The organism is Mycobacterium sp. (genome assembly GCF_044223235.1).
Taxonomy (GTDB): Bacteria; Actinomycetota; Actinomycetes; order Mycobacteriales; family Mycobacteriaceae; genus Mycobacterium.
On the sequence record NZ_JBGAME010000015.1, the window covers coordinates 34,065 to 47,029 of the forward strand.

General features: G+C 65.3%; 12 protein-coding genes. 6 read left to right on the forward strand and 6 right to left on the reverse strand.

All coding sequences use genetic code 11. The features are described from left to right. The first annotated feature begins 33 nt into the window (after nucleotides 1–33). Nucleotides 34–1,104, forward strand: a complete 1,071-nt coding sequence (locus ADBZ6K_RS17550) for a Gfo/Idh/MocA family protein (protein WP_526348944.1) — start codon at nucleotides 34–36, stop codon at nucleotides 1,102–1,104. Between the two features lie 72 nt (nucleotides 1,105–1,176). Here ADBZ6K_RS17550 and gloA2 read toward each other — a convergent pair whose 3' ends face one another. Then, entirely contained in the window at nucleotides 1,177–1,563 is a 387-nt protein-coding gene (gene gloA2, locus ADBZ6K_RS17555) for an SMU1112c/YaeR family gloxylase I-like metalloprotein (RefSeq protein WP_526348946.1), read from the reverse strand. An 11-nt stretch (nucleotides 1,564–1,574) separates the two neighbouring features. Then, entirely contained in the window at nucleotides 1,575–2,936 is a 1,362-nt protein-coding gene (locus ADBZ6K_RS17560; protein ID WP_526348948.1) for an FAD-binding oxidoreductase, read from the reverse strand. Between the two features lie 225 nt (nucleotides 2,937–3,161). On the opposite strand from ADBZ6K_RS17560, the gene ADBZ6K_RS17565 reads away from it, so the two are divergent. Then, nucleotides 3,162–3,563 (forward strand): PAS domain S-box protein, encoded by a 402-nt coding sequence (locus ADBZ6K_RS17565; protein WP_526348950.1) that lies wholly within the window; start codon nucleotides 3,162–3,164, stop codon nucleotides 3,561–3,563. Nucleotides 3,564–3,600: 37 nt separating this feature from the next. Here ADBZ6K_RS17565 and ADBZ6K_RS17570 read toward each other — a convergent pair whose 3' ends face one another. Both ADBZ6K_RS17570 and ADBZ6K_RS17575 read right to left on the reverse strand, forming a co-directional pair. Continuing rightward, nucleotides 3,601–4,254, reverse strand: coding sequence for a ScbR family autoregulator-binding transcription factor (locus tag ADBZ6K_RS17570; protein WP_526348952.1), 654 nt, complete (start codon nucleotides 4,252–4,254; stop codon nucleotides 3,601–3,603). A gap of 67 nt (nucleotides 4,255–4,321) precedes the next feature. Further along, nucleotides 4,322–4,993, reverse strand: coding sequence for a TetR family transcriptional regulator (locus ADBZ6K_RS17575; RefSeq protein WP_526348954.1), 672 nt, complete (start codon nucleotides 4,991–4,993; stop codon nucleotides 4,322–4,324). 555 nt (nucleotides 4,994–5,548) lie between these two features. On the opposite strand from ADBZ6K_RS17575, the gene ADBZ6K_RS17580 reads away from it, so the two are divergent. Further along, nucleotides 5,549–6,487 (forward strand): hypothetical protein, encoded by a 939-nt coding sequence (locus ADBZ6K_RS17580; protein ID WP_526348956.1) that lies wholly within the window; start codon nucleotides 5,549–5,551, stop codon nucleotides 6,485–6,487. On the opposite strand, the gene ADBZ6K_RS17585 is transcribed toward ADBZ6K_RS17580, so the two are convergent. Beyond that, the gene (locus ADBZ6K_RS17585; RefSeq protein WP_526349091.1) at nucleotides 6,434–8,233 is read right to left on the reverse strand and encodes a putative bifunctional diguanylate cyclase/phosphodiesterase; all 1,800 of its coding nucleotides are present in this window, start codon (nucleotides 8,231–8,233) and stop codon (nucleotides 6,434–6,436) included. The genes ADBZ6K_RS17580 and ADBZ6K_RS17585 overlap by 54 nt on opposite strands. Before the next feature lie 339 nt (nucleotides 8,234–8,572). On the opposite strand from ADBZ6K_RS17585, the gene ADBZ6K_RS17590 reads away from it, so the two are divergent. Beyond that, on the forward strand, nucleotides 8,573–8,710 hold the full coding sequence (locus tag ADBZ6K_RS17590) for a hypothetical protein (protein ID WP_526348958.1): 138 nt from the start codon (nucleotides 8,573–8,575) through the stop codon (nucleotides 8,708–8,710). A gap of 193 nt (nucleotides 8,711–8,903) precedes the next feature. Here ADBZ6K_RS17590 and ADBZ6K_RS17595 read toward each other — a convergent pair whose 3' ends face one another. Next, nucleotides 8,904–9,650 (reverse strand): hypothetical protein, encoded by a 747-nt coding sequence (locus tag ADBZ6K_RS17595; RefSeq protein WP_526348960.1) that lies wholly within the window; start codon nucleotides 9,648–9,650, stop codon nucleotides 8,904–8,906. Nucleotides 9,651–10,299: 649 nt separating this feature from the next. Between ADBZ6K_RS17595 and purU the strand changes: the two genes are divergently transcribed. Together purU and ADBZ6K_RS17605 are read left to right on the forward strand one after the other, a co-directional pair. Further along, complete coding sequence (gene purU, locus ADBZ6K_RS17600) at nucleotides 10,300–11,196, forward strand: formyltetrahydrofolate deformylase (protein WP_526348962.1); 897 nt, start codon at nucleotides 10,300–10,302, stop codon at nucleotides 11,194–11,196. Nucleotides 11,197–11,305: 109 nt separating this feature from the next. Then, nucleotides 11,306–12,937 (forward strand): aldehyde dehydrogenase (NADP(+)), encoded by a 1,632-nt coding sequence (locus ADBZ6K_RS17605; protein WP_526348964.1) that lies wholly within the window; start codon nucleotides 11,306–11,308, stop codon nucleotides 12,935–12,937. The last annotated feature ends 28 nt before the right edge of the window (nucleotides 12,938–12,965 follow it).

Genomic DNA, 12,965 nt, shown 5'->3' on the forward strand with positions numbered 1-12,965 from the left:
AGGCGCGTGCCGAGACCGACTGAAGGGATGAGCATGTCGTCGTTTGACTCACCGGTCACCGTCGGACTGATCGGATATGGATTCGTCGGCAAGGTATTTCACGCCCCGATGATCACAGCGACTCCGGGCCTCCGGCTTGTCGCCGTTGCCTCACGTCGCGCCTCCGATGTGCATGCCGACCACCCCGATGTGGATGTCGTGGCCGATCCCTACGAGCTGGTGCAGCGCGACGGAGTGGACCTGGTCGTCGTCGCCTCGCCGAACGACACGCACCGCCCACTTGCCGAGGCCGCCTTGAACGCCGGGCGGCACGTCGTAGTCGACAAGCCGTTCGCCCTGTCGCTGGACGACGCCAGGTCGATCGTCGCGACGGCCGAACGCTGCGGACGGCTCGTCTCGGTATTCCAGAACCGTCGCTGGGACAGCGATTACCTCGGCGTCAAGCAGGTCATCGGAGCGGGTCTGATCGGCGAGGTCAAACACTTCGAATCCCATATCGACCGGTTTCGGCCGACCCCACAGAATCGCTGGCGCGAGAACGCGGGACCGGGTGGCGGCCTATGGTTCGATCTGGGGCCTCACCTGGTCGATCAGGTGTTGCAGTTGTTCGGCCTGCCCTCACGCGTCACCGCCGACCTGGCCCGGCTGCGCGACGGATCGCAGACAGACGACTGGGCACATGTCGTTCTCGATTACGAGCGCCGCCGGGTGATTCTGCACGCCAGCATGGTCGCGGCGGGCGCCCACACCCGGTTCATCGTGCACGGCGACGCGGGAACGCTGGTCAAGTGCGGCAGTGATCTGCAGGAAGCGCGGCTGCGGGAGGGGATCGCCCCGGGCAGTGCGGGGTGGGGAGACGATCCCGATGACATGGTCCTCTTCGACGGCTCCGGCGAAACGCGCGTCCTGCCGACACCGGCGGGCGATCAGCTCCAGTACTACGTGCACCTGCAGAGGGCGATCGCCGAGGGAGGGCCCAATCCGGTGCCGCCGCATGAGGCGCTCGGCGTCATGGCTGTCATCGAAGCGGGACTGCAGTCCGCGCGCACGGCCGCCGCTATGGCGCCCGCACTGACGGCCGACGAGAGGTCGGCCTGGGTGTGACGAGCTATCGGTTTCGAGAACCGTGGTGGTGCTGGTGGTTTGACCGTCGCAAGCCGGTGGCTTGCGTGAGTGCTAGTCCTCGTACAGTTCCAGCGGCAGGCCGTCGGGGTCGGCGAAGAAGGTGAAACGCCGTCCGGTGTGTTCGTCGACGCGAACCGGTTCGACCGAGACCCCTTTGTCCTGCAGGTCGCGGACGGCGGCGTCCAGATCAGGAGTCACGAACGCCAGATGACGCAGGCCGCAGGCCTCGGGATAGCTCGGCCTCGGGGGCGGCTCGGGGAATGAGAACAGCTCGATCTGGGCACCGTCGGGCAGCGCCAAATCCAGCTTGTAGGAACCCCGTTCGCGACGGTGAACTTCGCGCACCACGGTCAATCCCAGGATCTCTGTGTAAAACCGTTTGGAGACAGCGTAATCCGAACAGATGATGGCAGCATGGTGGATTCTGTCGAACAACATGGCCGGTACCGTCAGAACCCGCGGCCGGGATTGAGGATCGTGTTCGGGTCGAGTGCGCATTTGATGGCCGTCTGCACATCCAGCGCCGTCTGGTCGAGCTGATCGGGGAGCCAGTGACGCTTGAGCTCACCGATGCCGTGCTCACCGGTGATGCTGCCGCCGAGGGCGATCGCCGTCGCACAGATCCGGTCGGCGGCCTGCATGGCGCGCTTTCGGGTGCCGTCGGTCAGGTCGGGCAGGAGCAGGATCGGGTGGATGTTGCCGTCGCCGGCGTGGCCGACCGTCGCGATGCGGACGCCGAGCTCAGCGCCGATGCGCGGCACCGCAGCGATCATCTGTCCGAGCGCGCTGCGCGGCACCGCGACGTCCTCGACGACCGTGGCTCCCTGTTGGGTGAGGGCCCATCCGGCGGCACGGCGGGACTCCAGGAGGAGATCGGCCTCTTCCGGATCCTCGGCGGCGACAGCCAGGTCGGCGCCCGCCGACGTGCACGCCGCCAGCATTTGATCGACCTGTCCGCCGGCGTCGGGTCCGTCGGCCTGCCCAATCAGCAGCAGCGCGGTGGATCGGTCGAGGTCCATTCGCTTGTAGTCCTCCACCGCGTTGATCGTAGTGTTGTCCATGATCTCGAGCATGCTCGGCGTGACGCGGGTCGCGCGTATCGCGTCCAGCGCGCGTCCGCCCGCGTCGAGGGACGAGAACGTCGCGGCGAATGTCGCCGTGGCCACGGGCAAGGGGCGCAGCCGCAATGTGGCAGCGGTGATGATGCCGAGGGTGCCCTCCGAGCCGACGAACAGCTGGGTCAGGTCGAGGCCTGCGACGTCTTTGATCGTCGTGCCACCTGTGTGCAGGATCCGCCCGCCGGCCAGCACGACTTCGAGGCCGAGGACGCTGTTGCGGGTGACACCATACTTGACGCACCGCATACCGCCGGCGTTGGTCGCGAGATTCCCACCGATGGTTGATATTTCGTAACTTCCCGGATCCGGGGGATAGAACAGCCCCGTGTCGGCGACGGCCCTGCTGACGTCGGCGTTGATCACGCCGGCCTCCACGACAGCGGTGTGGTTGGCGGAGTCGATCTCGCGAATTTCGCGCATCCGTTCCATGGACACGATGACGCAGCCGTCGAGCGCCGCGGCACCGCCCGACAAACCGGTACCAGCTCCGCGGGGAACGACGACGGTGCGGGAGTCGTTGGCCCAGGCCAGGATTGCCGACACCTCCGCCGTGCTTGTAGGCCTCAGGACGGCTGCGGGCTTGCCCGCGTCGACGAGGTCGGTCATGTCCCGGCGATACGGCTCGACCAGCTCGGGATCGGTGAGCAAGATGCCAGGCGGCACGCGCTGGCGCAATGCGTCGAGGTTCGTCATCGGCGACCTCCCGAGGGTGCGAATTATGCTCCGATCAGCGTAGGCGGTCAGCCGCCGGGGCGGCGATATCGCTGCCGGTTGTTCGCCCGCGGGGCTCCGCGGGTGTCGTGATGAGGGTGCGGTGACTCGGGGATCGACCGCGCTGACATGACGTCGGGTCAACACCTACGAGGATCCGACATGAACTTGGCGCCGGTTTGCCGCCAAGGGGCGATAATTGCTCACGTGGACCGGCGCCAGAACAGCCAGGATGAACTGAACCCGATGGCCTTGCTCAGTCAATTGCCTGCGCTGGTGGTGCTCGAGCGGTTGCCGGTGCCCGTGCTCGCCATCGCCGAGGACGGCACCATCGTGTTTGCCAACACGGCATTCGCCGAGATGCTCGGATATTCGTCTGACGCGGTTCGGTCGCTGAAGTTCGCGGAGATCTTCCACGCCATGCCCGTCGATGAATCGGCGGTTTCGGTCGTGCGCGCCAACGCCGATCTCATCGTCGAACTCGTCCACAGCGATACGTCGATCGTGCGGGCCAGGTTGAGCAAGTCGGCTCTCCTGCGGGGTACCGATCCGGTTGCACTGGCGACATTCCAGGATCTGACCGAGCAGTTGTGGGTCGACGAGGTTTGAGTCGAAGAGGTGTGAGTCGGTCGGAGACGAAGTGTGATCAGCCCTCACCGGCCGGCGGGGGACGCCGCAGGGCCTCCCGGGAGAGGAACTCGCGGAAATAGTCGAGGGACTGTTCACTGACGACCGAAGGCAGCAGCATCTCCCAGGCGTGGGTAATCAGCTGCCGTAGGTCTCCCGATGTTGCATCGGAGAGCAGCTCGGCGCCCAGCAGGGTCCCGAGGACCACTTCGGCGGCGGCGACGGAATCGAGGTCGGGGCGGGTATCCTCCTCGGCGCCCGCCTGGCGGAGGATCTCGACGATCGACTCGAGCCATGAGGCATAGGTGTCGTCGGCCGCCTTGTTGGACCCAGCCAGCGCCCGTAGGAGCTGTACGCCGACACGCGCCTGCTGGTCGGTCTCGAGGACATCGGCGATAGCGAGGGTGCCGTGGATGACGCTCTCCATTGCGGGCGAGGATGATTCGCTGATAGTGCGGAACACGTTCACCAGGTTGGCGCTACTTTCGGCGATGATGGCGGTCGCCAGCGCCTCCTTGGATTCGAAATGATAGTAGAGGGCGCCCTTGGTCATCTCGGCGCGGTCGATGATGTCACCCAGACCTGCAGCGGGATAACCGATTTCGCTGAACACCTCGACAGCGGAGTGGAGGATCCTGCGCCGGGTGAGTTCGGATCGGGCTTGGCGCACCATGTCCGCGTTCCTCCGGGGTTGCGTGCTGCCGGGCGGGTTGACGACTGTCCCGAACGCGGATCATAGATCATTCGGCCTTCCGCGCGGTCGTCCTGCGGATGGCCAGGCCGGTCCTTCGTCGGAGGAACTGCGTCAGGTAGCCCAGCCGGTCCGGGTTGGCGAACCCGGGCAGTGCGAGGCTCCATGCCTTCTCGAGGTCGTGGAGCAACCGTTCGGGGGCGTCGATATCGCTCGCCTGGCGAATGCCCAGATACAGCGCCACCAGCAGCCTGGCGACATCCTCGGGATCGAGACCCTCGATCACATCTTTCTCATGGATTGCCCGCGCGGCGATCGACGTGAAGTCCGAGACCATGGCGCCGACCACCCGAGCATGAAGCCCCTCGCTCCGTCCGATCGATTCGAGCAGGTTGAAGCCCGCCCTGGCGACGTCGTCGGAAAGGTCCTCGATCGCGAGACCGTAGATGGCATCGATGAGAGTCTCCATCCCTGACAGGCCACGCGCGAGGACTTCGTCGACCCTCGCTCGGCCGTCACGGGCGTTCTGCTCGATGATCTCGGAGGCCAGGGCATGTTTGGACCGGAAATGGAAGTACATTGCACCCTTGGTGACCGCAGCGTCGGCCAGGATGTCGTCGAGGCTGACCAGGCTGTACGGCCGGCGAGCGAATTGGTGCGATGCCGCGCGCAGGATCTGCTGCCGTGTGGTGTCGGCTTTTCGGTCGAGCTGTTCGGTCACCGATGAACCTCGGATCTGTGCGCCGGCGTGGCGCAAGGTGTGCAACGCGCTCGCGGTGCCGGAAATCGACCGGGAGATTGTCCCATCCGTTTACTCCCAGCGCAGTCGTAACAGGTCGCATTGACGAACGCCGCGGCAGGCAACATGATCGCGTGGTGGATACTCGAAGTCATTCGACTGCGTCCCGATCATTCAAAAGGTATGTAAGGTTCCTACCGTGATAACTCTTGGTTTTGGGTCGGGGAGGACGCCAAGGGAGGTGAGGGTCGGGGTGGCAAAAGCGCGCCGCGCGAGGGCGCACGCCCGATTGGGCCGGCGCAGTGGTATTGTCGCAGCGTTGCCATAGCCTGCGCTGGCAAACCCCTCGTATTTCCGCCCCAGGCTATGGCGACCCGGATTATATTTCGAAGTACTGCGCGTCGGCTGGCAATAAGTCATTAGGGATGTGGGGGTTTCGCTGTGGATAACGCGTTGAGGGCTGCCTGGCATGTCGGTCGGCTTCAGCTAATTTCGTCGGCTGATGTGCATATCAAGCAATTCATAGGTAATTAGCACATGTGGAACGTTGAGGTTGACGTCGTTTGCGTCGGGGCGGGCGCGGGCGGGCTGGCCAGTGCGATCGCAGCCGTGGATGCCGGGTGGGAAGTCTTTGTGACCGGCACCCGGGCGCAGGAGCTGGTGGAGACGGGCGGTGTGCCCGCGGAACGGACGCATGCGTGGCTCGACGCCGAGGTGCCGGATCCGGAAACGAATGAGTATTTCAGCGCGGTGACCGGTGACGTCGGACTCCTTCGCGCGTCCGCACGCGACGCGGAGGTCTCGGTTCGGGTGGTCCGCGATCAGCCAGCGGCCGAAAGGAAGCGAAAAGAGCGTGTCGAGCCGTTCTTCGGTGCGCGCCTTCGCGACTGGGCGGCGCGGTGCCTCGTCTCGCCCTACGGATTCATGCACACCCGTGTCGCCGGACCGGATACGACCACCATGCGGACGCGGACGGGCGAGGCGATCGAGGTCACTGTCATCGGATCCTTTCAGTTCGAAACCGGACGGGATGCCCGCGGCGCTCTCATCGAATGGCTTCGGACTCAAGCCCGCTGCCGGGCGATCGACATCCGTGACGACAGCCCTCTCCAGCGAATCGTGTTCGAGGAGGGCGAGGCGGTGGGCGCCGTGTTCGCGACGCCCGATGGCCCCTTCGCCGTGCGGGCGCGCCGGGGAATCGCGGTCACCATCGGACTACCGGTGGACTCCTCCATAATTCCCGGGCCGTTGCGCATCGGCGAGGGTCCGATCGACGTCTGTCTCGTCAGCCAGAACGCCAGTCGGTTCGGCCGCGTCGAACTGCTCACCCGAGAGGCTGTCGAAGCGCTTCCCAAACCCGCGTACTGCGCGACAAATCGCCAACTGCACGATTCACTCCACGAGACCAAGCAGCCCGCCAGGCTAAAGGCGCGGCGCAGTCGAGAAGTGCACGGGTACCCGCCCTACCGTCAGTAATGCCTCCATCTCGGCACTGGGAATGGGCCGGGACAGCAGGAAACCCTGCGCACGATGACATCCGTGGTGCAACAGCGTGATCGCGGCTTCCTCAGTTTCGACACCCTCGGCGACCAGGCTGAGGCCGAACGCCTCGGCCAGGGCAATGATGGCACGCACGATCGCCAGATCGCCGGGACTGGAACCGAGATCGCGCACGAAACCCCTGTCGATCTTCAGCGTATCCACGGGCAGCGACTTCAACAGGGATAGCACGCTGTAACCTGTGCCGAAATCGTCGATGGCGACCTGCACGCCCGCCTCGTGTAGGCCGGCCAGCGTGATGCGGGTGGTTTCGATATCTTGCACCACAACGCTTTCGGTGATCTCCAGGCATACCGACCCGCCCTCGAGCCCGAACTCGTTGATGATGTCGGCGACCGAGCTGACAAACCCGTCGGTCACCAGTTGAACCGGCGACACATTGATCCGCAGCACGGTGTCACGGCCCACACCGTTCGACCGCCACCGGGCGAACTCTCCGCACGCCGTTCTCATCACCCACCGACCGAGTTCGCCGGCCAAGTTGATGGACTCGGCCACGCCGATGAAGGAATCCGGTGACAGCAGCCCCCGCGTCGGGTGCTGCCAGCGCACCAGAGCTTCGCAGGCCAGCACCTCGCCCGTCCGCATGTCGACCTCGGGCAGATAGTGCAGGATGAGCGAACCGGTCTCGATGACGCTCTGCAGGTGCAGCTCGATATCGTTGCGAAACTCGCTCTCCATGGCCATCTCGTCGGAGAACACCGCCACCTGGTTTCCGCCTGCGGCCTTAGCGGCAAGGACGGCCTGGTCGGCGCGGCTGAGCAGATCGGACGTGGTGTCGCGGCCGGGAAGCCCATGCGCAACACCGATGCTGACCGTCCGGGTCAGGTTCTCGCCGTCGATCGACACCCGCTCGCGCAGAATCGCCTGCAGTCGTTGCGCGAGTTCCTCGGCTGCGGCGCTGGTCAGAGGCGCAGGTGGGACGACGACGAATTCGTCTCCGCCCAGCCGGGCAATCACATCGGGGCGTTCCTGCCCCTGCTGCAGGCGTTCGGCCAGGATCCGGATGAACCAGTCTCCAGCCGTGTGCCCGAGGTAGTCGTTGATCGCCTTCAGGCGGTCGAGATCGAAGAACAGTACCGACACCGGGCCCGGTTGGCCCGGAGCCAGTCGCGCGTCGAGGTGCGCGAGCAATGCCCGCCGGTTGTGCAGTCCGGTGAGGTCGTCGTGCTCGGCCAGATAGCGCAGCTGGTCCTCGGCGGCGATGCGAGCCTGCACCTGGGCGAACAGCGAGGCGATCGCCTTCAGCGCGTTGAGTTCGGCGCGGTTCCATTCGCGGTCACCGAACTTCACGAAGCCCAGGACGCCCGTGGTGAGGTGCCCCGACAACAATGGCACGCAGGCCATCGAGGTGGTCGGGACGTGACGTCCCTCGCTGATCGTCCGCTGATAGTCATCGGTCGCCGGCTCGGGACGGAAAACCACGGGCTCCTTGCCGTGCTCGGCCATTGCGAACACCGGATCGGCGTCCGCGAAGTAGATCAGGGCAAGCGGATCGGGCTCGGCTGTCTCTGGTCGCGGCGGCCACTCCGCGACCAGCCTGGTGGCGCGGATGCGGTGGTCGTTGTGGCGCAGGAAGCTGACGTCGACGTCGAAGTACGACACCAGCTCGGCGAGCACCCGCTGACTCACCTCGACCGACGTGGCCGCATTGACCGCCATCAGCTGCGTCGCGACGGATGTCACGACGAGTTCAAGGCTTCGGGCCACAGGTCCCTCCCGTTCATGCCTCGCGATTGTCGCGACATTGCAGTCTCGAATGCTCGGCGTTGGCTGCGCACAGACGGCGGCGGTGCCATCGACAGGTTTAGCACCAGCGAGGTGGATATTCCGGTGAAAGTGCGAGTGAACTTGCGAAGATTGTATTGCAGATCGTGCAACACGTTTGAGGTAGACCCGGGTTGGGTCGGACCTTGCCCCCGTGTGTTGGACACGCTCAATCCCGGCATCTCCCTGGGGAAGCGAAATGATCCGCCCCGACAGCAAAGAACAATTTTTCAGGTGAGTTCACGTGACGCGGTCGCGCTCTACCGGGATACCGACGGCGCGATCACACAGGCCGCTGCTGAGCTCGGGGTCAGCGAAGGCTACGCTGCCGGCGTGATGGAAGGCCGCTGGCGTGGCGATCGCGCACCGTGAACCCGCGTTGGTAAGCGGGGCCGGCGGCCGACGGGGAGACGCCTGAGCTGGGCAGACGAACCGGTGACCGGGGAGGTGTGGCAGTCTCGGGTGACCGCGCTCCTTCTCGCGGGTCATATTCCTTTCCCGCGTGTCCCTCGTGCGGCCCGCTGATGCGGGGATCATCGCATTGGAATGGTGGGAATCGACGCCACTACGCCATTTCTAGAGCCAGATCGGGAACGGTGGTCAAGGGGCGACGCGGCTTTATTCTTTCAAGCTCGGCCAAAAACTTCGAAAGCTGCTTTGGGTCGGCATTCTTGGCAATGGTCTGCCGATCCCACCACATCATCTTCGTCTGATAGCGGTGGTCCGGATACGGTGTGGCCGGAATTTTCGCCATCACGCCACCGGAGCTCAGCCAGCGGTTCAGGACGTAAGACGCCGCGGTAGCGACGATGAAGTTGATATCGAGCAGCGCCATCGAATGAAAGGAGGAGCGCGCCATGGTGTCGGTCAACGCCCCACTCTCATCGAGCTCCGAGTTCACCCACGCAGTTTTCATCTCGATCACGCCGAACGGTATTCGGTCTGTGACCATCTTGCGCACCGCGCTTTCACCGGGTTGCCCGGCCCACTCCCTGATGGCATGGCACTCCTCGGCGGAGCGGTAGGGGCCTTTTGCGCGCAGGCCACCCACGACTCGTCCAGCCTGGTTCACCCCCGCACAGAACAGGAGAGTGTCATCTCCCCGGCGCAGAGCGTCAACGTCAAGCGCGGATTCAACTCCGTGTCTGCGGTAGCTATGTTCTGCGCCGCGAACATAGTCCTCCCACAGCGTGGGTTCGGTCTTCGGTCGCGCGATGACGATCGTGCAGCCGCTGTCGGGATCCCACCAACTGGGGTTATCCTCTAGGCAGAGAGTCGTCGTTGTGGGGGCGTGGAGCTGGGGAACCGTCATACTTGTCCATTCGTCGGGGGAGCCGGACAACGGGGGTTGTCACGGCTCCTTGGCATGCATTTAGGCGGGGGAGTGCCTGACCTAGGACGAGTATCACGCCCGAGCTCCCAGTAATTCCAGCTAGCTGAAGAATCTTCTCCAGGTTTGCGCCGACGGCACCCATCGCTTGCGTTGTCAAGTGATGTCCGACACAGCCGACCTCGGAAGTTGGCTATCGTGCCAACGATTGTCTTACCTGTTTGTGCCGATTATTTGACCAACTAGCTAACTCTGGGCGCTACGAGCCGCCGTTCCCGTCGGTCCGCGGGTGGGCGACGGGGGCTTTTGCTGGTCACCGCCCGAGTGAGGCGCGAACACCGCCGCGAATGTCGAATGCGTGTGCGAGGATGAGCATGATTGCGCCTGTGTGGGTGCCGACCCGCGGTCCACGGGAGGGTCCAAGGCGCACGACGACGACGCCGCGGCAACCGCCTGGGCGGCCTAAGCGAGCGGCTCCTGACGGACGTCCGGGGGGTCCGTTTTGGCGGTTTCTGCACCAGGAAGGGCGTTGCCCGGCGACGTCGAGATGGTTTGCTGTAGGGATCTGATCGCAGTCGGCAACAGGTGTTCCTGCCGCGGGCGGTCCGCCGAGATGAGAATCTGAACAACCGTGGAGGACGAATATCCCCGGGCCAGCTCCGGAAAGCTGCCGGTCAGGGACGTCGGGCGGCTACTGTTGCGATGCGCGGATCGTCCCGGGCTGGTAGCGGCGGTCAGCACGTTCCTTGCCGGCGCCGGTGCCAACATCGTGTCGCTGGATCAACATTCGACCGAGCAGTCCGGCGGCATCTTTATGCAGCGCACGATCTTCCATCTGGCAGGTCTGACGGCGGCCCGCGACGACCTCGAGCGCGAGTTCCGCGAGCGCGTGGCGACGCCGTTCGACATCGACTTCCGGTTGACCGAGGCGGCAAAGCCCAAACGCGTTGCGATCATGGCGTCGAAGGAAGACCACTGTCTTCTCGACCTGCTGTGGCGGAATCGCCGCGGTGAGCTCGACATGTCCGTCGCGATGGTGGTGTCGAATCATCCGGATCTCGCCGACCAGGTGCGTGCATTCGGTGTGCCGTTTCTGCACGTTCCGGCGAGCAAGCACAATCGCGCCGACGCCGAACAGCGTCAGCTGGACCTGCTGCGGGGGAATGTGGACCTGGTGGTGCTGGCGCGCTACATGCAGATTCTGACCTCGCGGTTCCTCGACGAAGTCGGCTGCCCGATGATCAACATCCACCATTCGTTCCTCCCCGCCTTCATCGGTGCCGCGCCCTATCGAAGGGCAAAGGAGCGCGGGGTCAAGCTGGTCGGCGCGACCGCGCACTATGTCACCGAGGAGCTCGATGACGGTCCCATCATCGAGCAGGACGTCGTGCGGGTCGATCATCGGCACGCCGTCGAGGACCTGATGCGGCTGGGCGCCGACGTCGAGCGGGTGGTGCTCTCGCGCGCGGTGCTCTGGCACTGCGAGGATCGCGTCATCCGGTACGGAAACCAGACCGTCGTGTTCTGAGCCCGTCGTGCGCCCCTGACTCGATCGGATGGCGCAGCTCACGTCCGGCACCGGGTAGCGATTCAATTGTTGAATTGCAGAAGTGCAAATCGGTCTTGGACATGAATTGATGGCGCGCCATAACGTGATCGGCGTGACAGTAACCGCGATTCATTCCACGAGCAGTACGGTGCTGACCGGACAGATGATCATCGCCGGAACGCCGGCGGCAGGCACCGGTACCGAGATCCGCGGATTCGATCCGTCCGCAGGAACCGTACTGGAACCGGCCTACCGGCACGGCGACGAGAGCCACGTCGAGGCGGCGTGCGCCGCCGCTGCCGGGGCCTTCGGTGCGTACCGCGCCACGACGTCGGAGCAGCGTGCGACGTTCCTGGAGGCGATCGCCGCCAACATCGAAGCCGTCGCCGACACCCTGATACCCCGTGTGGTCGCCGAAACGGGACTCCCGGCAGCCCGGATCGCCGGAGAGGTCGGCCGCACGACGGGTCAGCTGCGGTTGTTCGCCGCAGTCCTGCGCGAGGGCAGTTGGAACGAAGCCCGCATCGACCCCCCGCAACCCGAGCGAAAGCCGTTGCCGCGGGCCGATATCCGTCAGCGATCGATTCCGCTGGGGCCCGTTGTGGTGTTCGGTGCCAGCAACTTCCCGCTCGCGTTCTCGGTGGCCGGAGGCGACACCGCCTCCGCACTGGCCGCCGGCTGCCCGGTCGTCGTGAAGGCACACGACGCACACCCGGGCACTTCGGAGATCGTCGGCCGCGCAATCGCCGATGCGGTCGCTTCCGCGGGAATGCCGGCCGGGACCTTCTCCCTGCTCTTCGGCTCTGGCCGCGTCCTTGGTACCGCACTGGTGACCGACCCGCGGATCAAGGCCGTCGGCTTCACCGGGTCACGGTCAGGTGGAACGGCTCTGGTCGCCGCCGCGGCGTCTCGCCCCGAACCCATCCCCGTCTACGCCGAGATGAGCTCGATCAACCCGGTGTTCCTGCTGGACGGTGCGCTGGCCGAAAGCGCCGCCGAACTCGGCACCGCCTTCGTCGGTTCGCTGACGATGGGATCGGGCCAGTTCTGCACCAATCCCGGCCTTGTCATCGCGGTCGACGGACCCCTGCTCGACGCGTTCGTCGCATCCGCGCGCCAGGCCCTTGAAGGGGCCGCGGCCACGCCCATGCTCACCCCGAACATCGCGGCCGCCTACGGTGACGGCGTCACCGCGCTCGGCGCGGAGGCCGAGGTCGTTGCGCGGGGCGTCGCCGACGAGAATCCGACCAGCTGCCGTGCCGCGCTCTTCAGCGCCGAGGCGGCCAGCTTCGTCTCCTCCGAAGTACTGCAGTCCGAGGTGTTCGGTGCCTCGAGCCTGGTGGTCCGCTGCGCCGACATCGACGAACTGCTGTCCGTCGCGGGCCGTCTGGAAGGCCAGCTGACGGCGACTGTGCACGCCACGGACGCCGACCTCGACCAGGCCGCCCGACTGCTACCGGTGCTGGAACTCAAGGCCGGGCGCATCCTGTTCAACGGCTGGCCGACCGGTGTCGAGGTCGGATACGCGATGGTGCACGGCGGGCCGTACCCGGCGACATCCGATTCCCGCACGACCTCCGTCGGAGCGCGCGCGATCGAACGCTTCCTGCGTCCCGTCGCCTATCAGGACGTACCGAAGTCGCTACTTCCCAGTGCGATTGCCGACGGAAATCCCGGTCACCTGTGGCGCCGTGTCGATGGCCACCTCACCCAAGACTGACCACCCGCAACGATCTCAAGGAGCCACC